We start from the raw sequence: 24,742 nt of genomic DNA, 5'->3' as shown, positions 1-24,742 counted from the left end.
CCGGGCCCCGCCCCGGATCAGGTCACGGTGCCCGGTTCCTGGGGCGCCGGGTCGTAATCGCCTGCGGCGGTGGTGCGTTGGAGGCGAGTGGCGGCGGCGAGGACGTCGTGGTGCGAGGTGTAGAGGGCGTTGACGCCGAAGCGGAGGATGTCGGGCGCCCGCATGTCAGCGACGACGCCGTGCGCCGCGAGGGCCTGGATCAGACCGTAGGCGTGCGGGTGGCGCAGCGACACCTGGCTGGCGCGGGCCTCGGGTTCCGCCGGGGTGATCGGCTCGAAGCCCTCCGCGGCCAGCAGCTGCTCGGCGCAGCGGAGGAAGAACCCGGTCAGCGACAGGCTCTTCGCGCGGACCTGCGCGAGGTCGACGCCGTCGAAGGCGGTCAGCGCCGCCTCCAGGGCCAGCAGCGACAGGATCGGCGGCGTGCCGATGCGGGCGCGGGCGATGCCGGGCGCGGGAACGTAGTCGGTCTGCAGGCCGAAGGGCTCGGCGTGGCCGGTCCAGCCGTGGAGCGGTGTGCGCCAGGAATCGTGGTGCCGCTCGGCGGCGTACAGGAAGGCCGGGGCGCCGGGCCCGCCGGAGAGGAACTTGTAGCCGCAGCCGACCGCGAAGTCCACCCCGAGGTCGTCGAGGTGCACCGGCATCGCCCCGGCCGCGTGGCACAGGTCCCACAGCGCCAGCGCGCCCACCCGGTGTGCGGCCCGCGTCAGCGCGGCCATGTCGTGCAGTTCGCCGCTGCGGAAGTCGACGGGTGAGTAGCTGATCACCGCCACCTGGTCGCCGTGCTCGTCGAGGAACGCCGGCAGGTCGGCGGGAGCCACCCGGCGGACCTGCCGCCCGTGCGCTCGGGCGACCGAGTCGGCCAGGTAGCGGTCGGTGGGGAAGTGCTCCGGGTCGGTGACCAGCAGCGGGCGGTCCGGGCGCAGCTCCGCCGCGGCGCTGAGCGCGGTGAACAGCTGCACGCTGGTGGAATCACCGGCGACCGTCCGCCCAGGCGCGGCACCGATCAGAGCGCCGATGGTGTCGCCGACCCGCAGCGGGGCCTGCCACCAGTCGTGGGTGTTCCAGGAGCGGATCAGGTCGGTGCCCCACTGGCGGTGCACCACGTCCTCCAGCACCGGCGGCACTGCGGCGGGCAACGGGCCGAGGGAGTTCCCGTCGAGGTAGACCACGCCCTCCGGCAGTAGAAAGCGCTCCCGGACGTGCGCGAGCGGGTCGGTGGCGTCGAGGTGGTCGGCGAGGTCGGTGAGGTGTTGTGTCATCGCGAGCACTCTCCCGCAGAGTTGTCGTCCCACTCGCCGCACAACCGCCGCAGCACGGCGGCCACGGCCAGGGTGTCCGGTCCCGGGATCCCTGCGCCTGCCGGTGGGCACGGCCCGCTCCCGCATCCACCGAGCCCGCCGCTGCTTCCAGGAGGCCTGGTACCCGTCCGCGGCCTGACGCCGGAGGTCAGAAGCGGTAGTGCAGGAGGCGGCCGAGTCGGTTGAAGGTGGGGACCTTGGCGGCTGCGCGGAAGGCGAGCCTGGCGGGCAGCGGGTACCTCGCCAGTTCCGGCGCGTCCAGGAACGAGATCTCCGAGACCAGCTGGAGGCCGGGGATTCCCAGCCCGTTCGGGTCGTCGATGCCCCAGTGCAGGCGCGAGCCCGAGCGCGTCACCGCGGGGTTGGCGACGTTGTTGAGGTGGATGCTCGGCGTGTTGAACGCGTCGAACAGCAGCTCGCCGCTGGGGAAGTGCGCGACGATCCGGCGCAGCAGCGACAGGCCGTCCGGCTCGGTCAGATACATCGTCAGGCCCTCGGCGACCACGAGAACGGGCCGGTCGGAGGGGATTCCGGTCAGCAGGTCCGGATCCGTGACGGAGCGGCCGGTGGTGTGCCGGTTGCTCGACGACGGGAACAGCTGCTCGCGCAGTGCGATGACCTCGGGCTGGTCGACGTCGTACCACTCGACGTCCGCCGGCGGGTTCACCCGCTCGAAGCGGCTGTCCAGCCCGCAACCCAGGTGCAGCACGGTCATCCCCGGGCGCAGCGCGGCGCGCACCCGGTCGTCGAGGGCCTTGGCGCGGACGGCCACCGAGATCGCGTTGTTCGCGCGCATTCCCAGCCTGGTGAAGTCGTAGTCGAGCCTTCGCACGGCATCGTCGGCCCACCGGTCGTGCAGCAGCGGCTCCGCTGACCGGTTGTCCAGGGCCCGCAGGTGCAGCGTGGCGAGCATGGTCGCCGCCGGTCCGGTCAGCTCGACCGGGATGCGGCTCTCGCGCTCGAAACCGAAGCGCACCACCCGCATCGCGTCGCGCACCGGCGGCACGGCGTTCATGGCGCGGGCGATGAAGCGGTCGCGCGGCGCGACCTTCGCCACCCCGGGCAGCGTGGTGACCGGCACCGCCCCGCGCAGGTGCAGGCCCGGGACCTTGATCTCCAGGTCGTGCGGGTCACCGACTCCCCAGTGGAAGCTCGCTCCGGTGGTGCGGAGGAAGCCCGAGAACTTCGCGGCCCGCACGGTCCACGGCGCGACCACGTCGAAGAGCATCTCGCCGTAGCCGAAGCGCTCGACGAGCCTGCGCAGCAACGCGATCCCGTCCGCCTCCGACAGGTAGGGGGTCAGCCCCTCGGCGATGACCAGCGTCGGCCGACCGGTCGGGATGTCGTCCAGCCAACCGGTTTCGGTCACCGAGGACGCGATCGTGCGGTGGTTGTCCGGAACTCGCGGGTAGAGCCGGTCGCGCAGCTCGACGACGTCGGGCAGGTCCACGTCGAACCACCGCGCCTCGGCGGGCAGGTCGAGCCGGAACGCCCGGGAGTCCAGACCGCACGCCAGGTGCAGCACGACCGCGTCCGGGTGCTCGGCGAGGAACTCCCCGGCCCGGTCGTCGATCTCCTTGGCGCGCAGCACCACTGCCATCATGTCGCCGGAATCGAGCCGGAGGCCCGAGAAGTCGAAGTCGATGCGCGACGCCAGCTGAGCGGCGGCGTCGTCGCCCAGCACCGGGTCGGTGCGGCGGCTGTCGAGGGCGCGTGCGTGGAGCGGACCGAGGAGCGTCTGCTGCGCTCCGGTCAAGCGGATCTGTTCGGCCACGGGCGCCACGCTACTGCGAGCCGGCGCCGGAAGTGCGCTAACGACGCGTAAAGAAATGGGTTCGGCGACCACGGTATGGTCGCCGAACCCGGTGCGAAGAGTCGGGGATCAGGTCGGCGAGATGCCGCGCTCGCGCATCCACGGCAGCGGGTTGATCTTCTTGCCGCCGGCGTTCCACACCTCGAAGTGCAGGTGGGTGCCGGTGGAGAAGCCGCGGTTGCCCATGGTCGCGATCTGGTCGCCCGCCTTGACCTTGTCGCCCTCGTCAGCGGTGATGGTGTTGACGTGGCCGTAGACGGTGATGGTGCCGTCCTCGTGCTGGACCCGGACCCACATGCCGAAACCGCTGGCCGGACCGGCTTCGATGACCACGCCGTCGGCGACCGCCATGATCGGCGTGCCCTTGGCGTTGGCGATGTCGATGCCGTAGTGGGTGGTGCCCCAGCGGCCACCGAAGCCGGAGGTGAAGTTGCCCAGCGCCGGAACGTGGAACTTCGGCTGCTTGGCGGCTTCTTCGGCCGCGCGCTGAGCCGCTTCGCGGGCCTCGGTGATCCGCTCGCTCTTGGTCAGCTTCTCCATCTCGGAGCTGACGTCGGAGCTCTTGGCGACCGGGAGCATGGCGGGCGCTGGAGCGCTGCCGCCCATGCCCTTGTAGGAGGTGGTGTCCCCGGACATCGCGGTGTTGTACGAACCCGCGGCGTCGGAGGCGTTGAAGTCATCGCTGTCGGGGGAGGCGTTTCCCTCGCCCGCTGCCAGCGACTGACCGGCCGCTGCGAATGCGCCCGCCGCTACTGCTGCGACGACGACGCGGCCGCGCCAGGCCGATGCTGCTGATGCACCCCGGCTCCGATCCCGATTGCTGGAGGAGTCGTCGGGGGACACCTCCGGATAACCGGGAAAGGGTCGTTCGCCGCCGGGGGAGCGGTGGTGAGCCAATGCCTGCCCTTCCGTCTCGGGGAGCCTGATCTCCGCGGGCCCGGAACGGGGATTTCCGGGTGGCCGGTCGGGGAACCGGTCGAAGGTTGTCCTTCGTGATCAGACCGTGACAACGGACCGGGGGACAGTAACCAAGCTGATCCCCTAGGGGCAAATCCCGATCTGTTACGCGTCGGCCACCGCGTGTGGTCGAAAGAACCTTCGTCAGGCGGATCGTCGGGCCTTCGCCGATACTGCGCGTGGTCGTCGCACAGCGGAGCCACCTGCGGCTTCGTGATCGGAACCAGCGGTTCCGAACGGACCAGCGCCCCGGGTCTTCGGAACCGATCCGGACACCCCGGAGTGTTGCTCTGTGCTGCAAGTCACACTCCAAGAGCGTCTTGTCGGCGCGTCGAAAATGCTCCGTTCGGGCGCTCCTCGGGCGTGTCGGCGCGCACGGACCCCCGAACAGCGCTGCGGGTGGTGTCCGGAAACGGTCACCCGGTTGCTAGCGTCTGCGCGGTGACTGCGCGGCCCGACCTTCCGTCCGGTTCGTCTGCCTCGGCGGCTTCCGCCAGGGCCACGGACCCGCAGCCAACGCTCGGCACGTCGGCCCGCCTGCGTGCCGCGATCGTGCTCGCAGCCCTCGGTGCCGTGCTCACCGGCGCAGGCCCGCTGCTGGGGTTGACCAGCCCGGCCGTTCCCGCCGCGTACCCGGGTTGGCCGCTGCTGCTGGTGCTCGCGCTGCTCGCGCCGGTGGCCGCCGCGCTGTTCGCGCGGGCCGGAAAGCCGCTGGCCGCCGCCGCGGTGCTCGTCGGCCCGGCCGCCTTCGCGCCCGGAAGGCTCGGGCAGGACGTCCAGTTCGCCGTCGAAGCGGGCATGGCCGCCCGCCCGGAACTCCTCCGCGCCTCCTCGCTGATCAACTTCGCACCCGCCGTCGGCTGGTGGCTGCTCGCGGCCGGTCACGTGATCGTGCTGGTCGCGGGGATCCTGGCCACCTGGGGAACCCGCGAGTCCGGCGCCGGAACGCAGCGGCAGGGCCTGCTCACCTCGGCGCTGTGCGCCGGAGTGCTGGGCGGCGTCGCAGTGCTCATGGCGCCGTTCTCCTCCGACGACCCCTACCTGCCCGCCGAAACCGCGCTGGACGGGCCGCTGCCGGTGCTCATCGGCAGCGCGCTCCTGGCCGTCGCGGTGCCCTGCGCCGCCGGTCTGCTCGCCGGTTCGACCGACCTGGAGTTCGCGCGCGGCGGGCTGCTGGGCGTGGCGCTCTCGCTGGTCGCGGTCGTCGTGCCGCCGCTGGTTTCGGTGCTGGTGCTCGACGAGGTGATCTTCGCCTGGGGGCCGCTGCTCGGACTGCTGGCCGCCGTGGTGCTGCTCGTGCTCGCGGCGCGGGCCGGTCGCGGCGAGCAGGCCGAAGACGTCGGCGAACTGCGGCTTCCCGCGCTGACCCGACTGCTCACCCTCGCCGGTGCGTTCGCGCTGCTGGCGGGTGCCGTCGCGGTGCTGGCCGCGCTGGCCCCGCACGTGTCCATGCCCTACGGGCTGCGCGATCCGTCGGAGTACCCGGCGCGGATGCTGCTGCCCGCCGGAATCCTGCTGGCCCTGGTCGGTGCGGGCATGCTGCTGCCGAAGTTCGCGCTGCTGCTGCGGCTGGTGCTGACCGTGCTCTGGGCGGCGGTTCCGCTGGCCGCGGCCGGATCGCTGGACGCGGTGTTCACCGCCGTGCAGGCCGCCGGTGCCGGTGCCGGTCTCGGAGCCTGGGCGGCCGGTGCGTCCGTGCTGCTCGCCGCGATCGCGGCGGTGCTCGCGGTGATCGCCGGAGCCGTGGAGCGCGACGACGTCGACCTGACCGAGATGGCGATGCGCCGCCTGGTCCTGATCCCGTCCCTGGTCGCGCTCGTCCTCGGCGCCGGTGCGTTCTCGCTGCCGGTGCTGACCGCCCCCGGCTACAGCGCTCCGGGCGTGTTCGCCGACTTCGGCACCACCTCGTGGGGTCTGGTGCTCGCGCTCGCCGCGGTGGTCGGCGCGACCGCGCTGGCCCCGATGTGCCGTCCCGGTCAGGCGGCCGCGCTGCTGTGCGGTGCCGCGCTGCTGGTGGGCGTGCGCGCGCTGGAGTTCCCGCTGACAGCCGAGCGCCTGCCCGGCACCGCTCCCGGACTCGGCCTGTGGTTCGGGCTCGGGTGCGTCGTGGTCCTGCTCGGCACGGCGCTGGCCGCCCGCACCACCGCTGAACCGACCAACTGAGTTCACTCGCCCGGACGTCTTGTGGGCGGCGTTCCGGTGCCCGAACATGGGCGCAGCGCCGTCACGGCGTCTGTTCCGTTCGTCACGCGAACGCAGATATCGCTCCTGCCGCACAAGGCGATTCCCCGTGTTGGACGGGTCGACCCAGGCAGACGCCCTACCTCAGGTGAGGCAGTTCACCAGGTGCGCCGCCCCATGCGTCATCGCAGGTCGATATCGTCACCGAGTCCGACACCGACGTCGCAGGAGAGTCGAGTGGACCTGTACGAGTACCAGGCGAAGGAGCTCTTCGCCTCCCACGACGTGCCGACGCTGCCCGGCACCGTGGCGACCGATCCGCAAGGGGCCAAGGCAGCAGCCGAAGAACTCGGCGGGCCCGTAGTCATCAAAGCCCAGGTCATGACCGGTGGCCGGGGCAAGGCCGGCGGCGTGAAGCTGGCTGAGAACCCGGATGAGGCCCAGACCAAGGCCGAGGCCATCCTCGGTCTGGACATCAAGGGCCACATCACCAACAAGGTGCTGGTCACGACCGCCTCCGACATCGCGGAGGAGTACTACTTCTCCTTCCTCCTCGACCGCGCGAATCGCAACTTCCTCGCGATGGCCTCGGTCGAGGGCGGCATGGAGATCGAAGAGGTCGCGGCCACCAAGCCCGAGGCTCTGGCGAAGATCGCGATCGACCCGATCGAGGGCGTCGACCTGGACAAGGCGAAGGAGATCGTTTCCGCCGCCAAGTTCCCGGCCGAGGTCGCCGACCAGGTCGCCGACGTGATCGTCAAGCTGTGGGAGACCTTCGTCGCCGAAGACGCCACTCTGGTGGAGGTCAACCCGCTGGTGAAGGACCCCGAGGGCAAGATCATCGCCCTCGACGGGAAGGTCACCCTCGACGAGAACGCCGCGTTCCGCCAGGCCAAGCAGGCCGAGCTGGTGGACAAGGACGCGGAGAACCCGCTCGAGGCCAAGGCCAAGGAGAAGGGCCTCAACTACGTCAAGCTGGACGGCGAGGTCGGCATCATCGGTAACGGTGCCGGGCTGGTCATGTCCACGCTGGACGTCGTGGCCTACGCCGGCGAGAAGCACAGCAACGTCAAGCCGGCGAACTTCCTCGACATCGGCGGCGGCGCCTCCGCCGAGGTCATGGCCGCCGGTCTGGACGTCATCCTGGGCGACTCGGACGTCAAGTCGGTGTTCGTCAACGTCTTCGGTGGAATCACCGCCTGCGACGCCGTGGCCAACGGCATCGTGCAGGCGCTGGAGATCCTCGGTGACGAGGCCACCAAGCCGCTGATCGTCCGCCTCGACGGCAACAACGTCGACGAGGGCCGCCGCATCCTGGCCGAGGCCAACCACCCGGTCGTCACCGTGGTGGACACGATGGACGGTGCGGCCGACAAGGCCGCCGAGCTGGCAGCGGGGGCGTGAGGCGATCATGGCTATCTTCCTCAACGAGAACAGCAAGGTGATCGTTCAGGGCATCACCGGCTCTGAAGGCACCAAGCACACCGCTCGCATGCTGCGCTCCGGCACGAACATCGTCGGCGGTGTCAACGCCCGCAAGGCCGGGCAGACCGTCGAGATCGAGGGCAAGGAGCTCGCGGTCTACGGCAGCGTTCAGGAGGCGATGAAGGAGACCGGCGCCGACGTGTCGGTCGTCTTCGTGCCGCCGAAGTTCGCCAAGGACGCCGTGATCGAGGCCATCGACGCCGAGATCGGCCTGGCCGTGGTCATCACCGAGGGCATCCCGGTGCACGACTCGGCCTACTTCTGGGCGCACGCGAACGCCACGGGCAACAAGACCCGGATCATCGGGCCGAACTGCCCCGGCATCATCTCGCCCGGCAAGTCCAACGCGGGCATCATCCCGGCCGACATCACCGGCGCGGGCAAGATCGGTCTCGTGTCGAAGTCGGGCACGCTGACCTACCAGATGATGTACGAGCTGCGGGACATCGGTTTCTCCAGCGCCGTCGGCATCGGTGGTGACCCGATCATCGGTACCACCCACATCGACGCGCTGCAGGCCTTCGAAGAAGACCCGGAGACCGAGGCCATCGTGATGATCGGTGAGATCGGTGGCGACGCCGAGGAGCGCGCGGCCGACTTCATCAAGGCCAACATCACCAAGCCGGTGGTCGGCTACGTCGCGGGTTTCACCGCGCCGGAGGGCAAGACCATGGGTCACGCGGGCGCCATCGTCTCCGGTTCGTCGGGCACCGCCTCGGCGAAGAAGGAGGCCCTGGAGGCCGCGGGCGTCAAGGTCGGCAAGACGCCGAGCGAGACCGCCAAGCTGATGCGCGAGATCGTCAAGGGCTGAGACCCGCACCGACCTCGTTCGTTCGGGGCCGGGTTCCCCCAGGGGAATCCGGCCCCGACGGCTTTTGCGGGACTCGGTCCGCACCGCTGGGGCTCCGCGACTCCTGCCACCGAACAAGGTGATTCCCGAACAACTCCTAGCCGGGCGGGCCGCCCTGCTGATGGCTCGTATTCGGTACCGTCGATCAGCAGCCCGATCGAGTGCCTTCGAGGAGTCCGATCAAGTCATGTCCGCCCCGTATCCGCAACAGCCGAACACCGACGGGGGCCGTCGGTCGTTCGAGCTGAAAGAAGTCCTCGCGATGGTGGCGGCCGGCGCCGGCGTTGTCGGCTACCTGCTCGGGTTCTTCGACGACGGCGTCGGCGCCCTGATGGGCAGCATGGCCGGTTTCGGCCTCGTCGCCTCCGCGGCGCTCGCGGGCCTGCGTTTCCTGCCGAAGACGCCGGACGCGCTGTTCGCGGCCGTCCCGCTGGCGGCCTACTCCGCGCTGGCGCTGCTGCAGGACGTCATCCGCAACACCGCATCCGGCCTGGTCTCTGTGCTGATGGTGCTGGCGCTCGCGCAGCTGGCCGCCGTCGTGGGCGTGCTGCTGCTCGAGGGCGGCGTGATCAAGGCCGGTGGCGCCTCCGGCCCGGCGAGCAGCCCCAAGTCCCAGTCGTACGGGCAGCCGTTCCCGCAAGGCCCCGGCCCGCGCGGTCCAGGTCCGGGTGGTCCGGCTGGTCCCGGTGGCGCGCGCCCCGGCCCCGGTCCCTCCGGCCCCGGCTGGGGCCCGCAGGGGCAGCCCGCTCCCGGCGCCCAGTTCGGCGGCCCGCCGCCGTGGAACCCGGCCAGCGGCGGTCAGCCCGCCCAGCAGCCGGGAAGCCGGAACCCGTCGTCCGACGGGTTCGCCACGCCCAACCTGGACTCCAGCGGCCCCCAGCCGAGCCGGCCCGCGAACCAGTCCGGTCCGATCTCGCAGCCCGGCCAGCAGCAGAACGGCCAAGCCGCGCCGCAGCCACCAGCCCAGCCCGCGCAACAGCCGCAGACCCCGCAGCCGAAGTCGGAACAGGACAGCGGCGGCCCCCAGGGCACCCGCCAGATGCCCCACCCGGGCGCGAACCCACCCACCTTCTGACCCGCCCCCATCACGCCAGCCATGACGTGGCCGTGACTTGGGCGGTTCTGGTCCGAACCGTCCATGATCATCGCCCGTTATGTCCGGTCGGTTCGGGCCAAAACCGCCCAATGCCTCAGGCGCGTCGCCCGATGGGCGGAGGCGCTGGCGTGTTCGGGGCCGTTCGGAGCAGTGGCGGTGCGACATTCGGTCGCGTGTCTGCGCTGGATTCGATCCCCCATGCCGTGGCCGCCGGCCATTCCGACCGGAAGCAGGGTTTGCGCCGGTGGTTGTTCATCGCCGTCGTCGGCGCGGTGCCGCTGATCGGGTTCTTCGCCGTCGCCGCCCTGGTCGCGCTGATCGTGGGCATCGCCAGCGGGGCGAGCCTCAACCCGCTGCTGGTCCTGATGGCCGCGATGCCCGGATGGCTGGTGCTCTACCAGTCGCCGCTGGTGATCTCGGGCGCTCCGCTGACCGTGCTGCCGATGCTGCCCACGATCGGCGTGGTGCTGCTGGTGGCCGCGGCGTCGGCGTTCGTCGCTCGCCGCTGCCGGCTGCGCCGTCCCGACCAGGCCTGGCCGGTGATCGCGACGATGGGGCTGGTGCACGCGTTCGTGGGCGCGCTGTTCGCGCTGCTGCTGACCGATCCGTTCAGCGCGGTCCCGGTCGAAGCGTTCCTGAGCTGCGGCCTGACCGCCGCGATCGCGGCGACCGCCGGGGTCGCGAACCGCTGCGGCCTGTTCTACCTGGTGTGGGAGCGCACCGACGCCTACGTCTGGACTGGCTTGCGGATCGGGTTGCTGACCATCGCCACCGTGGTCGCCGCCGGCGCGGGCGTGCTGCTGGTCGCGATCGCGCTTTCGGCGCCGGAGATGGTCACCTCGATGTCGCGGATGGGCGGTGCGGGAGACGCCGTCGGCGCCACGTTGTTCTCGCTGCTCTACCTGCCGAACGCGGTGCTGGCCGGCTGGTCCTTCGCCGCAGGCAGCGGGTTCTCCCTCGGCTCCCAGGTCGTCCAGCCGTTGGAGCACGCGCAGGGGCCGATGCCGGACCTGCCGCTGCTGGCGGTGCTGCCGGACGACGGGCCGTCCGTGTGGTGGTCGGCGGTGCTGCTGCTCCCGCTGCTGGTCGGAATGCTGATGGGGCTGGTCGCCAGGCGCGTTCCCGGCCCGCTCGTCCGTCGCCTGGTGGTGGTGCTGGTCGCGGCCGGGGTGGCGGCGCTGGCGGTGCTGGTGCTGGCGGCGGTCGCCGGTGGCAAGCTCGGCAACGGTCCGATCGGGGTGGTGTCGTTCCACCCGGTCGCTCTCGCGCTGGCGACGTCGTGCTGGCTGGCGATCCCGGCACTGGTGATGACCTGGCTGGGCGGCGTGGAGGAGCCCGACGACCCGGCGCTGAACGCCTTCGGCACCGACGAGTTCGACGAGGACATCGATCCAGAACCGGCCGAGGACACCGAGCAGGACGAGGACTTCGACTACACCGACCTCGACGACCTGATCGCCGAAATCCCGTCCGCCCGCCCAGAATCCGACGCTGAAGCCGATTCCGCCGCGCACGTCACCGCCGAGGAGTTCGACGCTGAGCCGGACGAGGAGGAGCCCGCACCGCGCGACCGGCGGTGAGCGCTGCGCCACTCGCCCGGGCCCTGCCGGAGCCGACCCCGCAACCAGGTCTTACGCTGCGGGGGAGATCGTGCCGAGGCATGTCAGGAGCGAACGCTGAACCCGAGTACGCCCGACCAGCCGAGCACCGCCGCGCACCCGAACCGGATCACGACCGCCGCTCCGGCGCGGGTGGTCGTGCTCGTCTCCGGTTCCGGCACCCTGCTGCAGGCCCTGCTCGACGCCACCAGCGAACCCGACTACCCGGTCGAGGTGGTCGCGGTGGGCGCCGACCGCGACGGCATCGAGGGGCTGGCCCGCGCCGAGCGCGCCGGCATCCCCACGTTCGTCCGCAAGGTCGGTGACCACACCTCCCGCGAGGAGTGGGACCGCGCGCTGACCGAGGCCTGCGCCGAGCACGAGCCGGACCTGGTGGTCTCCGCCGGGTTCATGAAGCTCGTCGGCGCCGACTTCCTGGCCCGCTTCGACGGCCGATACCTCAACAGCCACCCGGCGCTGCTTCCCTCGTTCCCCGGCATGCACGGGGTGCGGGATGCGCTGGAGTATGGAGTCCGCGTCACCGGTTGCACCCTGTTCGTGGTGGACGCCGGTGTGGACACCGGGCCGATCCTGGCCCAGGAAGCCGTCGAGGTGCTGCCCGATGACGACGAGGCGAGCCTCCACGAGCGGATCAAGGCCGTCGAGCGGCGGCTGCTGGTCGGCACTCTTCAAAAGCTGGCGTTGCACGGGTGGACCGTGCAGGGACGGAAGGTGAGTATCCCGTGACCGCGAACTCCCAGGAGCGGCGCCCGATTCGTCGCGCGCTGATCGGCGTGTCGGACAAGTCTGGCCTGCTGGAGCTGGCCACCGGGCTGCACGCCGCCGGGGTGGAGATCGTTTCCACCGGTGGCACGGCGCGCGCGATCGCCGATGCCGGCGTGCCGGTCACGCCCGTCGAGGAGCTCACCGGGTTCCCGGAGGCGCTGGACGGCCGGGTCAAGACGCTGCACCCGAGGGTGCACGCCGGTCTGCTCGCCGACCTGCGCCGCGAGCAGCACGCCAAGCAGCTCCGCGACCTCGACATCGCCCCGTTCGACCTGCTGGTGGTCAACCTCTACCCGTTCGTGCAGACGGTGGCCTCGGGCGCCGCGCAGGACGAGGTGATCGAGCAGATCGACATCGGCGGTCCGGCGATGGTGCGCGCGTCGGCGAAGAACCACGCCAACGTGGCGGTCGTCGTCGACCCGAGCCGCTACGAGTGGGTCCTCGAGGAGGTCCGCGAGGGCGGTTTCACCATGACCGACCGGGTCGAGCTGGCCGCCGAGGCGTTCCGGCACACCGCGTCCTACGACGTGGCGGTGGCGTCCTGGATGAGCAGGGTTCCCACCGGTGACGACGCCACGTTCCCGGGCTGGATCGGTGAGACCTGGCAGCGCCGCTCCGCGCTGCGCTACGGCGAGAACCCGCACCAGCCGGCCGCGCTGTACGTCTCGGGCGGGCAGGCCACCGGACTGGCCGCGGCGGCGCAGCTGCACGGCAAGGAGATGTCCTACAACAACTACGTCGACGCCGACGCCGCGTGGCGTTCTGCGCACGACCACGACGAGCCGTGCGTGGCGATCATCAAGCACGCCAACCCGTGCGGTATCGCGGTCGCCGAGGACATCGCCGCCGCGCACCGCAAGGCGAACGAGTGCGACCCGGTGAGCGCCTTCGGCGGTGTGATCGCGACCAACCGCGAGGTGTCGGTGGCGATGGCCGAGCAGGTCGCGGAGATCTTCACCGAGGTCGTGGTGGCCCCCGGCTACGCCGAGGGCGCGGTGGACGTGCTGAACAAGAAGAAGAACATCCGCCTGCTGACCGCTCAGCCGCCGCAGAGCGGCCGGGTCGAGATGCGCGCGATCTCCGGCGGCCTGCTGGTGCAGGGTTCGGACGCGATCGACGCCGAGGGCGACGACCCGGCGAACTGGACGCTGGCGACAGGTTCCCCGGTGGACGAGGCGACGCTGGCGGACCTGAAGTTCGCCTGGCGGGCCTGCCGCGCGGTGAAGTCCAACGCGATCCTGCTGGCCGACGGCGGCGGGACCGTGGGCGTGGGCATGGGCCAGGTGAACCGGGTCGACTCGGCGCGCCTGGCGGTGTCCCGCGCCGGTGACCGGGCCAAGGGTTCGGTCGCCGCGTCGGACGCGTTCTTCCCGTTCCCTGACGGTCTGCAGGTCCTGCTGGACGCGGGTGTGCGCGCCGTGGTCCAGCCGGGCGGTTCGGTCCGGGACGGCGAGGTCATCGCCGCGGCCGAGGCCGCGGGCGTCCCGGTCTACCTGACGGGCACGCGCCACTTCGCCCACTGACGACGAGCAGTTCCGACGAGCCCCGGACTCGAGGTCCGGGGCTCGTCGCGTTGTTGCGGATGCCCAGGCCTACGTGGTGCTGGACGAATTCACAGCGGTGAGCAGGTCGTTCACGAGGGCGGCGAAGGAGGGGGCGACGACTGGATCGCCCTGGGACGCAGTGGCAGCGAGCTGCGCGAGCAGCCCTTGGGAAGTCGCCCCGTGCTCGTGGAAGAGGCTGAGCGCCTGGTTGGTCGCGGAGGCGGCATGCTCGTCCTCCCGGTGCTTCGCGAATCCACGCACGAGGTCAGGGACCTCAATGGCTTGGAGCACTCGGAACACGTCGAGGGCGTCTTTTTCTCTGAGGCGATCAGGCTGCCGGCCCGCTTGCCCCAACCGCTCCCCGATCTTGATGGCCTTCGCCGTCAGCAGCGCTGCCGGTCCAGCCACCCGGAGATCGCATGTCCTGGCGTCACCGGGTTCGAGTCCAGCGATGGTGACGATCTCGTTGTCGAGCAAGGCGGGTTCGAGCCCAGGAGCAATCCGGGCGGTCAACTTCTCGTGCGGAGCGATCCGCGCTGCCCGCGCCGAGGCTTTGGTCGTGCCCGCCTGGTACGGCACCACCATCAGATCGACGGAAACGCCGTTCATCGCCAACCAATGCCCAGGATTCGATCCGGGATTGAATCCGGCAGCCCGCATCAGCCCGCCGATCTCCGGTGCGTCAGCGAGCTCGTGGGTGTTGACGGCCAGATCCGCGTCCGTGGTCATCAATGGCACGTTGAGATCAGCTGATCCACTGTGGTGGTAGACGGCCTGGGCACCGACGAGCACGAGATTGTCGAGGTGGCCCTCAAGGGCGGTGAGCGCGTCGAGCAGCACCCTCCGCGCGGACACGTATTCCGGAGCAAGATCGTTCACCATCACTCCTCCCGCTCCTCGTCGGCCGCCAAGAACGTGTCCATGAGCTGCTCTGCCTCCGCATCGGACCGGCCGGCCAAGGTGAGCAAATCCGCCATCACGAGTGGGAGAGGTGCCGTTGCGAGGTCGTCTTCGTCGGGTGGAGTCAAGATCTCGGGGTCCAACGGCTTTGCGATGACGACATTCGCAGTCGTCGGATCTGCGTCGATCAGTCCGAGCGCGCTGACAAGCTCCGCCGGACGTGCGGCGTAGATCGCCAGCAGGCGCATCGGAACCACGGAGGTCACCGACTCTGGCAGCAACCGTCGCGCGGCAGCTGAACCCGTGATGGCCACGTCGTCCTGATCGGCCAGGCGAACGAGGGTTCTGTCCAGACCGCGCGGCGCGATGAAGTGGCCCACCGAGGAATTGGCTGTCGCGAAGGAGTAGTCAGCCGCCCAACGCCTCAGCAGTGCTCGCCGGCGCACCGCGACAACGCCGCCGTTCTTGTCGCGGTCGATGATGCTTTCCGAGGCCAAGGTGTTCAGGAGTTTGGAGACCGACCCTGGCGAGACTCCCGCGAGGTTGGCCAAGCCGCGGACACCCACGGGAAGGTCCGCAGTTGCCAAGGCACGGATGATCCGGCTCGCGGCGATCCCGTTGAGCCTGGTGATAGCGCTCGTCCGCGGTGCGCGCGGCGAACGTGCAGCACCTTGTCCTGTGAGGAGAACGAGAGGCTCGGCAGAGGTCAACCGCACCCAGCCGGTGGCGTCGGCGAAGCTGAAACCTTCGGAAGTCAGCGCGTCACGCAACACCGGCCCGATGTAGTCCGACAGGTACAGCACAGGCAGGCCGCTCGCTCGGTTCATCTCACGGAGTGCCGAAATGAGCAGGGACGTCGGCACCGCTCCGGAACGCTTGACCTCCGCGGCGAACGGAACCTTCGTTTCGTTCGGGCCGACGAGTTCAACGACCGCGTCGAAGCGGCTGTCCAACTCGCTTGGGCGCTCTTCGAGACGCCATGAGGCGGGCAGCAGCTCGGCGATGGGCTCGAGCGCTTCGCTCATCAGGGTTGTTTCTCTGAATCCAGTGTTTCCCATGTCAGGAAACAATGTAATTGGAGAAACATAGCTTGCAAACTACGCACCCCGGTGGATCGCGGCAACAAGATCAAGAGTATCGGCGACCAGCGCAAATGCCCAAGCTTCGAACGAATGTTCACCCAATCCGGCCACGGTCCTTGACGGGGGGTGGGGGCTGGGGGTTGAATAAAGGTATTCGAACTGAGGTTCGAGATCGGAAACGGCCGGTGTCGGGGTCGGCCGCTCCGATGGAGTTCGGCGCTGTGATCCGGGTGCAGGCGCAGTGCTGACTCCACCGCTGCCTTCCCCGCAGCGGCTGTGTTCGTGGGTGCCCGCGCCGGGGTCGGGCACCCACCGCGGTCACGTATGTGGGGAGGGCGGCGATGTCCGCGACGGTGTCTTCGGCGGCGTTGAGCGCGCCCACGGCTGACGGGGTGTCCGTGGGTGTGCCGCACGTCGAGGCGGGCGGTGTCCCGGGTGCGGGCCGGGTGCTGCCGACGCGGGCGGAACTCGCCGCCGTGCTGCCATGGCCAGGTTTGCGCCGTGGCAGCACGGTGGCGGTGCACGGATCGGTGTCGCTGCTCTTCGCGCTGCTGTCCGAAGCGACGGCGAACGGTTCCTGGGCGACCGTGGTGGGCCTGCCCGGGATCAACCTGGCCGCCGCCGCTGAGGCCGGGGTCTCGCTGGAACGGTTCGCGGTGGTGCCGCGGCCGGGTTCCGACCCGGCGGGCGTGATCGCCGCGCTGCTGGACGGTGTCGACCTGGTCGTGGTCGGCGGAACCGGGCAGGTGCTCGATGCCGATGCCCGCAGGCTCTCCGCGCGGGCGCGCAACCGTGGCTCGGTGCTGCTGCCGTTCGGTCGCTGGCCGGGTGCGGAGGTGCAGCTGCGCTGTTCCGGCGCGCGCTGGCGGGGACTGGGTCATGGCCACGGTCACCTGCGGGAACGCGATGTCACGGTGAGCGCGGAAGGGCGTGGCGCGGCGTCGAAACCGCGTTCCTGCCGATTGCTGCTGCCGTCTCGCGACGGCTCGCTCGCCGGTGTCGAAGAGCGCCCCGCCGCACGGGCGCACCTGCGCGCGGTGGCCGGGTGAGCGACGTGCCCGCCCGCAGAATCGTCGTGTGGTGCCCGGACTGGCCGGTGGTGGCCGCTTCGCGCGCCGCCGAACTCGAACCACTCGTCCCCGCAGCGGTTTTCGCCGCGAACCGGGTCGTCGCCTGCTCGGCGACCGCCAGGGACAGCGGCGTGCGCAGGGGGATGCGCCGCCGCGAAGCGCAGGGCCGCTGCCCGGAACTCGTCGTCTGCGAACACGATCCAGCGCGAGACGTGCGGTTCTTCGAGCCGGTCGTGATCGCCGTCGAGGAGCTGGTGCCCGGAGTCGAGGTCGTCCGGCCGGGGCTGGTCGCCGTTCCCGCCAGAGGACCCGCCCGCTACTTCGGCGGGGAGGAGGCCGCCGCGGAGAAGCTCGTCGACGAGATCGACGCGCAGACCGGTGTCGAGTGCCGGATCGGTGTCGCCGACGGGCTGTTCGCCGCGATCCTCGCCGCTCGTCACGCGCGGCACGTCGAACCCGGTGGTAGCCGGGAGTTCCTGGCACCGCTGCCGATCGAGGAGATCGAGCAGCTCGCCGACCGCCTCGGTCAGAAGCAGGCGGCGGCGCAGCCGGAACTCGTGGACCTGTTGCGCCGGCTGGGGATCGGCACCCTCGGCGAGTTCGCGGCGCTCGGGTCCTCGGACGTGGCGACCCGGTTCGGCCCTGCCGCCCTGCTGGCCCACCGGTCGGCGGGAGGTCAGGAGGAGCGCCCGGTCAAGCGGCGGCAGCCACCGCCCGAGCTGGTCGTCACCGAGGAGCTCGACCCGCCGGTGGACCGGGTGGACCGGGCCGCGTTCGTGGCCAAGGTGCTCGCCGACGAACTGCACGCCAAGCTGGGCGATCTCGGCCTCGCCTGCACTCGGCTGGGCATCTCGGCGCGCACCGGCAACGGCGAGGAGCTGCACCGGGTCTGGCGCTGCGCGGAACCGCTGACTCCGGCGGCCACCGCCGACCGGGTCCGCTGGCAGCTCGACGGCTGGCTCAACGGCCGCAGCCGCAAGGGCAAGCCCACCGCCGGGCTCGACGAGCTGAGCCTGCGCCCCGAAGAGGTGGTCGGCGCTGGAGGTCTGCAGCTGGACCTGCTCAGCGCGGCCACCGGCGAGGCCGCGGCCAGAGCGGGCCGGGCTTTCGCGCGCGTGCAGGGCATGCTCGGTCCGGAGGCCGTGCTGACCGGTGTTCTCGGCGGCGGCCGGGACCCGCGCGACCAGGTGCGATTCGTGCCGTGGGGCGACGAGCGACGGGCCGCGCTGCCCGTCGAGCCGCCGTGGCCGGGCCGGCTCCCGGCTCCGTCGCCGACGGTGGTGCCGGGCGATCCGTGGCCGGCCCGGGTGCTCGACGCTTCGGGCGAGCCCGTGTGGATCACCGGCCGGTTGGGGCTGTCCGCCGCGCCGCAGACGGTCGAGGTCGGTGGCGGCAGGTCTCGCGCGGTGGCGGGCTGGGCCGGGCCGTGGCCGGTGACCGAGCGGTGGTGGGTGGACTTGCTGGCCGGTGGTTCCGGCCAGACCGCGCCGGATTCGCAGGTCCCGCCGCGTGCGCTGGTCCGGCTCCAGGTCGTGCTGGTCCCGGAGGTCCTGGACGGGGAATCCGACGAGGTGGCGCTGCTCCTGGTGCACGAGCGCGGGGACTGGTGGGTTCAGGGAGCCTACCGCTGATCTGACGAACACTCGTTCGAGTGGAAGCCCGGCTGTTCGGTAGCGCTGACCGTTCGAACAGGAGTTCACTAGGTCCATGAGCTGGTTCAACCCTCCCCAGAGCTGGTCGGAGCTGGAGAAGGCCCTCTCCGGCGAGGCACTGCCGCGCCCCGACGACGGTCCGCCGTCGCGCCCGCGCGCCGGGCATCGCGCGGTCGGAAGAGGCCCGGCACCACCCGGCGACCGGGTGCCCTACGCAGAGCTGCACGCGCACTCCAACTTCAGCTTCCTCGACGGTGCCGCCCACCCCGAGGAGCTGATCGAGGAGGCCGCGCGGCTCGGCCTGGAGACGATCGCGCTCACCGACCACGACGGGCTCTACGGCGTGGTGCGGTTCGCCGAGGCGGCCAAGGAGCACGACGTGCGCACGGCGTTCGGCGCCGAGCTGAGCCTGGGGCTCACCCAACCGCAGAACGGCATCCCCGACCCCGAGGGCGGGCACCTGCTGGTGCTGGCCCGCGACCTCGACGGTTACGCCTCGCTGTGCCGCGCGATCAGCACCGCTCAGCTGCGCGGTGAGGAGAAGGGACGCCCGGAGTACCGGTTGGAGGAGCTGGCGGCCGAGGCGGCCGGGCACTGGCAGGTGCTCACCGGCTGCCGCAAGGGTGCGGTGCGGTCGGCGCTGGCGACCGGCGGGATGGACGCGGCGGCGGTCGAGCTCGACCGGCTGGTCGGGCTCTTCGGCCGCGAGCACGTCACCGTCGAGCTCACCGACCACGGGCTGCCCACCGACTCGGTGCGCAACGACGCGCTCGCGGAGCTCGCCGATCGCGCCGGACTGTCCACGGTGGCCTCCACCGGTGCGCACCTGGCGGGGCCGGATCGGGCGCGGCTGGCGAGCGTCGTCGCGGCCGTCCGCGCGCGGCGGAGCCTGGACGACATGGACGGGTGGCTGCCGGCCTGGGCGGGCAACCACCTGCGCTCCGGTGCCGAGATGGCCGAGCGCTTCGCCCGCTACCCGGGCGCGGTGCAGCGGGCCGCCGAGCTGGGCAAGTCCTTCGCCTTCGACCTGAGCCTGGTGGTCCCGCAGCTGCCGCCGTTCGACGTGCCGCCCGGCCACACCGAGGTCAGCCACCTGCGGGAGCTGGCCTACCTCGGCGCGCTCGATCGCTACGGGCCGCCGCAGGCGGCACCGGAGGCGTACCGGCAGATCGAGCACGAGCTGGCCGTGATCGAGGAGCTGGAGTTCCCCGGTTACTTCCTGGTGGTGCACGACATCGTCGACTTCTGCCGCCGGCAGGACATCCTCTGCCAGGGCAGGGGATCGGCGGCGAACTCGGCGGTGTGCTTCGCGCTGCGCATCACCAACGCCGACCCGGTGCGCTACCAGCTGCTGTTCGAGCGGTTCCTCGCGCCGGCACGCGACGGGCCGCCGGACATCGACATCGACATCGAGTCCGACCGGCGCGAGGAGGTCATCCAGTACGTCTACGCCAAGTACGGCCGCACGCACGCCGCGCAGGTCGCCAACGTCATCGGCTACCGGCCGAAGTCCGCGGTGCGCGACGTCGCCCGCGCGCTCGGCTACTCGCCCGGTCAGCAGGACGCCTGGAGCAAGGAGATCGAGCACTGGGGCCCGCTTCCCGAGGACTCCGAGATCCCCGGCGCGGTGCGCGAACTCGCCGACGAGCTGATGGGTTTCCCGCGCCACCTGGGGATTCACTCCGGCGGCATGGTGATCTGCCATCAGCCGGTCAGCGAGGTGTGCCCGGTGGAGTGGGCCCGGATGCCCGGCCGGACCGTGCTGCAGTGGGACAAGGACGACTGCGCCACCGTCGGGCTGGTCAAGTTCGACCTGCTCGGCCTGGGCATGCTCTCGGCGCTGCACTACGCCATCGACATGACGCGCGAGCACCACGGCCGCGACGTCGACCTCGGCGAGCTGGACCTGTCCGACCCCGAGGTGTACGAGATGCTGTGCAAGGCCGACGCGATCGGGGTGTTCCAGGTGGAGAGCCGCGCGCAGCTGGCCACGCTGCCCCGGCTGAAACCTCGCGAGTTCTACGACCTGGTGGTCGAGGTCGCGCTGATCAGGCCCGGCCCGATCCAGGGCGGATCGGTGCACCCCTACATCCGGCGCCGCAACGACGAGGAGGACTGGGATTACGACCACCCCCTGATGAAGGGTGCGCTGAAGAAGACCCTGGGGGTCCCGCTGTTCCAGGAGCAGCTGATGCAGCTGGCCGTCGACGTCGCCGGGTTCAGCCCGTCCGAAGCCGACCAGCTGCGCCGGGCCATGGGCGCCAAGCGCTCAGCGGAACGCATGGAACGCCTGCGGGACAGGCTCTTCGAGGGCATGGCCGCCAACGGCATCGACGAAGACCTGGCCGAGCACATCTACCGCCGCATGCTGGCCTTCGCCAACTACGGCTTCCCGGAGAGCCACGCGCTGAGCTTCGCGCTGCTGGTGTTCGCCAGCGCCTGGTTCAAGCGCTACTACCCGGCGGCGTTCTGCGCGGCACTGCTCAAGGCGCAGCCGATGGGCTTCTACTCGCCGCAGTCGCTGGTCGCCGACGCGCGCAGGCACGGAGTCGTGGTGCGCGGGCCGGACATCAACGCCAGCCGGGTGCACGCCGACCTGGAACCGGACGCGACCAGCACCGGGCGCCAGGCCGTCCGCATCGGCCTGTCGTCGGTGCGCAAGCTCGGTGAGGACCTCGCCGAGAAGCTGACCGCCGAACGCGCCGCGCACGGGCCGTTCGCCGACATGGCCGACGTGGCGCGGCGGGTGCGGCTGAACGCACCGCAGATGGAGGCGCTGGCCACCGGCGGGGCGTTCGACTGCTTCGGCCTGACCCGGCGCGAAGCGCTGTGGAACGCCGCGGCGGCGGCCCGCGAACGACCAGACCGGCTACCCGGCACCACCGTCTCGTCGGACGCCCCCGCCCTGCCCGGCATGGACGGCGTCGAGAAGGCAGCGGCCGACGTGTGGGCGACAGGGGTGTCGCCGGACAGCTTCCCGCTGCAGTTCGTCCGAGCCCGGCTCGACGAGCTCGGCGCACTGCCGGCCGCGCGTCTGTCCGAAGTGGAGCACGGCACCCGGGTGCTGGTGGGCGGAGCCGTGACGCACCGGCAACGCCCGTCGACCGCCGGCGGCATCACCTTCCTGAACCTGGAGGACGAAACCGGAACGGTCAACGTCGTCTGCTCACCAGGGCTGTGGGGCCGCTACCGGAAGGTCGGACGCACCAGCGCCGCGTTGTTGGTGCGCGGCGTGATCGAACGAACCGAGGAGGTGATCAACCTGCGTGCTGATCGGCTTCAAAAACTGAACATCCGCGTGCCCTCGGAATCGCGCGACTTCCACTGAGCATTACAGTGACAACTACTCCGTGGTCGTTGTGCAGCGGTGCGGGGGGCGGAACCTGACACGCCTTCTTGCTCCGGGATCCGAGACTTGTGAATGTCCGATCCACGGCGCTACGGCTGTCCTCCCCAGAAGACGTGTCAGAACCCGCGGCGGTGCGAGTTGCTTTGGTGGGCACGGAGAAAGCGCCTTCGGCACTTGCCTGACGGGGGTTACGCGATTCCGCACCTGCGGATGGCCAGCAGCGCGAAGGTGCGGGCGCACTGCTCCAGGTCGGCGATGCTGACGTGCTCGTCGTCGGCGTGCGCGTAGCGCACGTCGCCCGGGCCGTACTGCAGCGTCGGCATGCCGGTGGCGGCGTACTGGCGCAGGTCCGAGCCGTAGGGCGCGCCCACGACCTCCGGGACCGGACCACCGGCGGCGGTGATCGCCTCGCGGGTCTCGTCGAGCAGCGGGTGCCCTTCGGGGAACCGGCCGCTGGCGAAGATGCCGCCCGGCCAGGTGACCCGGACCGGGTGCTCGGCCAGCCACGGGTCGGCCGCGCAGGCTTCGGCGACGGCGGCGGCGAACTCGGCCTTGGCCTGCTCGACGGACTCGCCCAGCCGCACGCCGTAGCGGCCCTCGGCGACCGCGAGGTCCGGGACGGTGCTGGCCCAGTCGCCGACGCGGGCCGTGCCGACCGACAGCGGGTACGGGATCTCCAGGTGTTCCACCAGCGGGTCGGGATCGACGTTGCGCCCGGTCTCCAGCTCGCGCAGCACCGGCAGCAGCTCGGCGAGCTTGTCGAGGGCGTTGACGCCCCGGTAGCGGGTGGAACCGTGCGTGCTCTGCCCGGGGATCTCCAGCCGGAACGTCAGCGAACCGCCGTTGGCCGCCACGACGGTGTTCTGGGTCGGTTCGGCGATGACGCACGCCTCTCCGAGGTGGCCGCGCTGCAGCGTGGCGAACGCGCCGAGACCGCCGTCCTCCTCGGCGACGACCGCGTGCACCGCGACCGGCCTGGCCAGCTCGACACCAGCGGTGCGCAGCGCCGTCAGGGCGCCGAGGAAGGCGACCACGCCGCCCTTCATGTCGCATGTGCCGCGACCGGCGGCGATGCCGTCGGAGATGCGCAGCGCGTACGGGTCGCGGTTCGGCCAGCGGTCCAGGTCGCCGGGCGGCACCACGTCGGTGTGCCCGCAGAACACCAGCGCCGGGTCGCCCTCGCCGCTGACGCCGACGCAGCCGTAGGCCTCGTCGCGGTGAGCCTCCTGGCCGGGGAAGTCGGGGTGCTCGGCGAGTTCGCGGACGTCGATGCGCCAGTGGTCGACCCGGTGGCCGAGCGCGGAAAGGCGGTCCGCGCACCACTGCTGGGCGTCGTGCTCGGCGGAGCTGCCTCCGACGCTGGGGATGGCCACCAGGTCGCGGAGGTCGTCGACGATGGCGTCGATGTCCACGGCGTCCAGGGCGCGCTGTTCGGCTTCGGTGCGGGGCTCCACTGCGGTCACGCAGCAGAACCTAACGCGGCGTCCCCGGCCTGCGGGAGACCCGTCGGCAAATCGCCTCGGGCCCGGCGAAGGGACCACGACCGCCGGGCACTGAGTACCATTCCGGCGTGGCCGAAGGCGACAGCACCAAGCGTGAATTCGAGATCGGCAAGGACGGTCTGGGCGGCATCGTCGTCGGCATGGACGGCAGCCCGGCCAGCTTCCACGCCGCGGCGTGGGCGGCGGGTCTCGCCCGGCGGGAGCGCGCGCGTCTCGTGCTGGTCTACGTGGAGGCCGTGGGCGGCGTCGCCTACTGGTCGCCGATGGGCGTCGCGGTGGCGAGCGAAGCTGCTGAGTCCCTGGTGGAGGAGCTCAAGCAGGAGGTCGTCTCGCACCTCAAGTGGGTGGACATCGACTGGGACTTCGTGCACCACCGGGGTGACCCGGCGGTGGGCCTTGAGCAGGTCGCCGAGCAGTACCGCGCCGACCTGATCGTCGTCGGCCGTTCGCGCAGGAGAGGCGGCCTGCTCGGCACGGTTCCGGCGACCCTGGTGGTCGAAGCGGTCCGCCCGGTCGTCGTCGTCCCCTGATGCGGAAGGCGAACAGCTCCTGGCCGCGAGGTCTCAGGCGGACCGGTGGGACAGGGTGTTGACGACGGTGCCGCTCGGGTCGCGGTGGAAGAACCTCCGCACGCCCCACGGCTCGTCGGTCAGCGGGTGCACGATCTCGACGCCCCGCTCCACCGCGGCCGCGTGGGCGGCGTCGACGTCGTCGACCTCGACGGAGATGTCCGGGTGCTCCGGAGCGCTGGCGTCCTCGGTGATCAGGGCGAGCTGGCGCTTCCGGTCGTCCGGGGCGCAGAGCGTGACGATCCAGCCCATGTCCATCACCACCTCGAAACCGAGCACCTGCACGTAGTGATCACGCGTGGCGGCGATGTTGGTGGCCCTGATGTTGGGAACAACTCGGTGGATTCGCATGGTGCCTCCGGTGTCGTCGGGCGCTCGTGCCAGGGTGTGGCCATGACGAGCGCGGTCGGTGAGGACTTCCAGGACGCGATCTTGCCGGATCAGGAGTGGTCCGGCCGGGTCTTCGAGCGATGCGTGTTCACCGACGCCGACCTGACCGGTCTGAAGACCCGCAACTGCGTGTTCACCGACTGCGATTTCACCGGCGCCGACCTCAACACCTCCTCGCACGTCGCCAGCGCGTTCCGGTCCTGCAAGTTCGAGCGCACGGTGTTCGGCAAGAGCAGCTTCGACGGGTGCAGCCTGCTCGGCTCCAGCTTCGTCGACTGCCGGCTGCGGTCGCTGACTGTCCGCGAGACCGACCTGACCCTGGTCGCGATGGGCCGTTGCGACCTGCGCGAAGTCGACCTGCACGGCGTCCGCTTCCGGGAGGCCAACCTCACCGAGTGCGATCTGCGCGGCTGCGACCTCAGCGAAGCGGACTTCAGCGGCGCCCGAATGCTCGGCGCGCGCCTCAACAACGCCGACCTCCGCGACGCCCGCCTCGACGCCGACGCCCTGGTCCAGGCGAACCTCCGGGGCGCCCGGGTCGACACCGCCCTGGCCCTGTCCTTCGCGGCGGCCCACGGCCTGCACCTGGACTGAACGGCCTGCAGCGCGAGAAGAGGGCC

General features: G+C 71.1%; 19 protein-coding genes. 12 read left to right on the top strand and 7 right to left on the bottom strand.

Annotated elements, in window-relative coordinates; translation table 11 throughout:
- Positions 1-17: 17 nt before the first annotated feature.
- The 3 genes from kynU to AB0J78_RS18225 form a co-directional block, all read right to left on the bottom strand.
- A complete protein-coding gene (gene kynU, locus AB0J78_RS18235) occupies positions 18-1,259 on the bottom strand; it encodes a kynureninase (protein ID WP_363790354.1) in 1,242 nt (413 codons plus the stop codon).
- A gap of 187 nt (positions 1,260-1,446) precedes the next feature.
- On the bottom strand, positions 1,447-3,072 hold the full coding sequence (locus tag AB0J78_RS18230; RefSeq protein WP_363790352.1) for a class I SAM-dependent methyltransferase: 1,626 nt from the start codon (positions 3,070-3,072) through the stop codon (positions 1,447-1,449).
- Between the two features lie 108 nt (positions 3,073-3,180).
- The gene (locus tag AB0J78_RS18225; protein ID WP_363790471.1) at positions 3,181-3,828 is read right to left on the bottom strand and encodes a M23 family metallopeptidase; all 648 of its coding nucleotides are present in this window, start codon (positions 3,826-3,828) and stop codon (positions 3,181-3,183) included.
- 681 nt (positions 3,829-4,509) lie between these two features.
- Here AB0J78_RS18225 and AB0J78_RS18220 point away from each other — a divergent pair.
- The 7 genes from AB0J78_RS18220 (at position 4,510) to purH (ending at position 13,587) form a co-directional block, all read left to right on the top strand.
- The gene (locus AB0J78_RS18220) at positions 4,510-6,231 is read left to right on the top strand and encodes a hypothetical protein (protein WP_363790350.1); all 1,722 of its coding nucleotides are present in this window, start codon (positions 4,510-4,512) and stop codon (positions 6,229-6,231) included.
- Positions 6,232-6,486: 255 nt separating this feature from the next.
- Positions 6,487-7,653 carry an ADP-forming succinate--CoA ligase subunit beta gene (sucC, locus tag AB0J78_RS18215; protein ID WP_363790348.1) on the top strand — a complete coding sequence of 389 codons (1,167 nt, stop codon included), beginning with the start codon at positions 6,487-6,489 and terminating at the stop codon, positions 7,651-7,653.
- Between the two features lie 7 nt (positions 7,654-7,660).
- The gene (gene sucD / locus AB0J78_RS18210) at positions 7,661-8,545 is read left to right on the top strand and encodes a succinate--CoA ligase subunit alpha (RefSeq protein ID WP_363790346.1); all 885 of its coding nucleotides are present in this window, start codon (positions 7,661-7,663) and stop codon (positions 8,543-8,545) included.
- Between the two features lie 226 nt (positions 8,546-8,771).
- Positions 8,772-9,659, top strand: a complete 888-nt coding sequence (locus tag AB0J78_RS18205; protein ID WP_363790344.1) for a DUF5336 domain-containing protein — start codon at positions 8,772-8,774, stop codon at positions 9,657-9,659.
- A 194-nt stretch (positions 9,660-9,853) separates the two neighbouring features.
- Entirely contained in the window at positions 9,854-11,260 is a 1,407-nt protein-coding gene (locus tag AB0J78_RS18200) for a DUF6350 family protein (RefSeq protein ID WP_363790342.1), read from the top strand.
- Between the two features lie 177 nt (positions 11,261-11,437).
- On the top strand, positions 11,438-12,025 hold the full coding sequence (gene purN / locus AB0J78_RS18195) for a phosphoribosylglycinamide formyltransferase (protein WP_363790340.1): 588 nt from the start codon (positions 11,438-11,440) through the stop codon (positions 12,023-12,025).
- A complete protein-coding gene (gene purH / locus AB0J78_RS18190) occupies positions 12,022-13,587 on the top strand; it encodes a bifunctional phosphoribosylaminoimidazolecarboxamide formyltransferase/IMP cyclohydrolase (RefSeq protein WP_363790338.1) in 1,566 nt (521 codons plus the stop codon). The genes purN and purH overlap by 4 nt, the downstream gene beginning before the upstream one ends.
- A 69-nt stretch (positions 13,588-13,656) precedes the next feature.
- On the opposite strand, the gene AB0J78_RS18185 is transcribed toward purH, so the two are convergent.
- Both AB0J78_RS18185 and AB0J78_RS18180 read right to left on the bottom strand, forming a co-directional pair.
- Positions 13,657-14,487, bottom strand: a complete 831-nt coding sequence (locus AB0J78_RS18185; RefSeq protein WP_363790336.1) for a hypothetical protein — start codon at positions 14,485-14,487, stop codon at positions 13,657-13,659.
- Positions 14,488-14,489: 2 nt separating this feature from the next.
- Entirely contained in the window at positions 14,490-15,533 is a 1,044-nt protein-coding gene (locus tag AB0J78_RS18180; RefSeq protein WP_363790334.1) for a helix-turn-helix domain-containing protein, read from the bottom strand.
- 398 nt (positions 15,534-15,931) lie between these two features.
- Here AB0J78_RS18180 and AB0J78_RS18175 point away from each other — a divergent pair, with 398 nt between their 5' ends.
- The 3 genes from AB0J78_RS18175 (at position 15,932) to AB0J78_RS18165 (ending at position 21,640) form a co-directional block, all read left to right on the top strand.
- Positions 15,932-16,639 carry a hypothetical protein gene (locus AB0J78_RS18175; protein WP_363790332.1) on the top strand — a complete coding sequence of 236 codons (708 nt, stop codon included), beginning with the start codon at positions 15,932-15,934 and terminating at the stop codon, positions 16,637-16,639.
- Positions 16,636-18,291 carry a DNA polymerase Y family protein gene (locus AB0J78_RS18170; protein WP_363790330.1) on the top strand — a complete coding sequence of 552 codons (1,656 nt, stop codon included), beginning with the start codon at positions 16,636-16,638 and terminating at the stop codon, positions 18,289-18,291. The genes AB0J78_RS18175 and AB0J78_RS18170 overlap by 4 nt, the downstream gene beginning before the upstream one ends.
- Before the next feature lie 76 nt (positions 18,292-18,367).
- A complete protein-coding gene (locus AB0J78_RS18165) occupies positions 18,368-21,640 on the top strand; it encodes an error-prone DNA polymerase (protein WP_363790328.1) in 3,273 nt (1,090 codons plus the stop codon).
- A 209-nt stretch (positions 21,641-21,849) separates the two neighbouring features.
- Here AB0J78_RS18165 and AB0J78_RS18160 read toward each other — a convergent pair whose 3' ends face one another.
- Positions 21,850-23,124, bottom strand: coding sequence for an ArgE/DapE family deacylase (locus tag AB0J78_RS18160; RefSeq protein ID WP_363790326.1), 1,275 nt, complete (start codon positions 23,122-23,124; stop codon positions 21,850-21,852).
- Positions 23,125-23,231: 107 nt separating this feature from the next.
- On the opposite strand from AB0J78_RS18160, the gene AB0J78_RS18155 reads away from it, so the two are divergent.
- Positions 23,232-23,693, top strand: a complete 462-nt coding sequence (locus AB0J78_RS18155; RefSeq protein WP_207918820.1) for a universal stress protein — start codon at positions 23,232-23,234, stop codon at positions 23,691-23,693.
- A gap of 33 nt (positions 23,694-23,726) precedes the next feature.
- On the opposite strand, the gene AB0J78_RS18150 is transcribed toward AB0J78_RS18155, so the two are convergent.
- Positions 23,727-24,083 (bottom strand): VOC family protein, encoded by a 357-nt coding sequence (locus AB0J78_RS18150; RefSeq protein ID WP_363790323.1) that lies wholly within the window; start codon positions 24,081-24,083, stop codon positions 23,727-23,729.
- Positions 24,084-24,125: 42 nt separating this feature from the next.
- On the opposite strand from AB0J78_RS18150, the gene AB0J78_RS18145 reads away from it, so the two are divergent.
- Positions 24,126-24,716, top strand: coding sequence for a pentapeptide repeat-containing protein (locus tag AB0J78_RS18145; RefSeq protein ID WP_363790321.1), 591 nt, complete (start codon positions 24,126-24,128; stop codon positions 24,714-24,716).
- The last annotated feature ends 26 nt before the right edge of the window (positions 24,717-24,742 follow it).

The organism is Saccharopolyspora sp. NPDC049426, assembly GCF_040676935.1.
Taxonomy (GTDB): Bacteria; Actinomycetota; Actinomycetes; order Mycobacteriales; family Pseudonocardiaceae; genus Saccharopolyspora.
This window is presented reverse-complemented; position numbering and strand designations above follow the sequence as displayed.

What these genes read in the sequence shown, in the direction of transcription:
- AB0J78_RS18150 (WP_363790323.1), bottom strand. Translation starts at nt 24,083, where the DNA reads ATGCGAATCCACCGAGTTGTTCCCAACATCAGGGCCACCAACATCGCC.
- AB0J78_RS18180 (WP_363790334.1), bottom strand. Translation starts at nt 15,533, where the DNA reads ATGAGCGAAGCGCTCGAGCCCATCGCCGAGCTGCTGCCCGCCTCATGG.
- kynU (WP_363790354.1), bottom strand. Translation starts at nt 1,259, where the DNA reads ATGACACAACACCTCACCGACCTCGCCGACCACCTCGACGCCACCGAC.
- AB0J78_RS18145 (WP_363790321.1), top strand. Translation starts at nt 24,126, where the DNA reads ATGACGAGCGCGGTCGGTGAGGACTTCCAGGACGCGATCTTGCCGGAT.
- AB0J78_RS18205 (WP_363790344.1), top strand. Translation starts at nt 8,772, where the DNA reads ATGTCCGCCCCGTATCCGCAACAGCCGAACACCGACGGGGGCCGTCGG.
- AB0J78_RS18165 (WP_363790328.1), top strand. Translation starts at nt 18,368, where the DNA reads ATGAGCTGGTTCAACCCTCCCCAGAGCTGGTCGGAGCTGGAGAAGGCC.
- AB0J78_RS18175 (WP_363790332.1), top strand. Translation starts at nt 15,932, where the DNA reads ATGTCCGCGACGGTGTCTTCGGCGGCGTTGAGCGCGCCCACGGCTGAC.
- sucD (WP_363790346.1), top strand. Translation starts at nt 7,661, where the DNA reads ATGGCTATCTTCCTCAACGAGAACAGCAAGGTGATCGTTCAGGGCATC.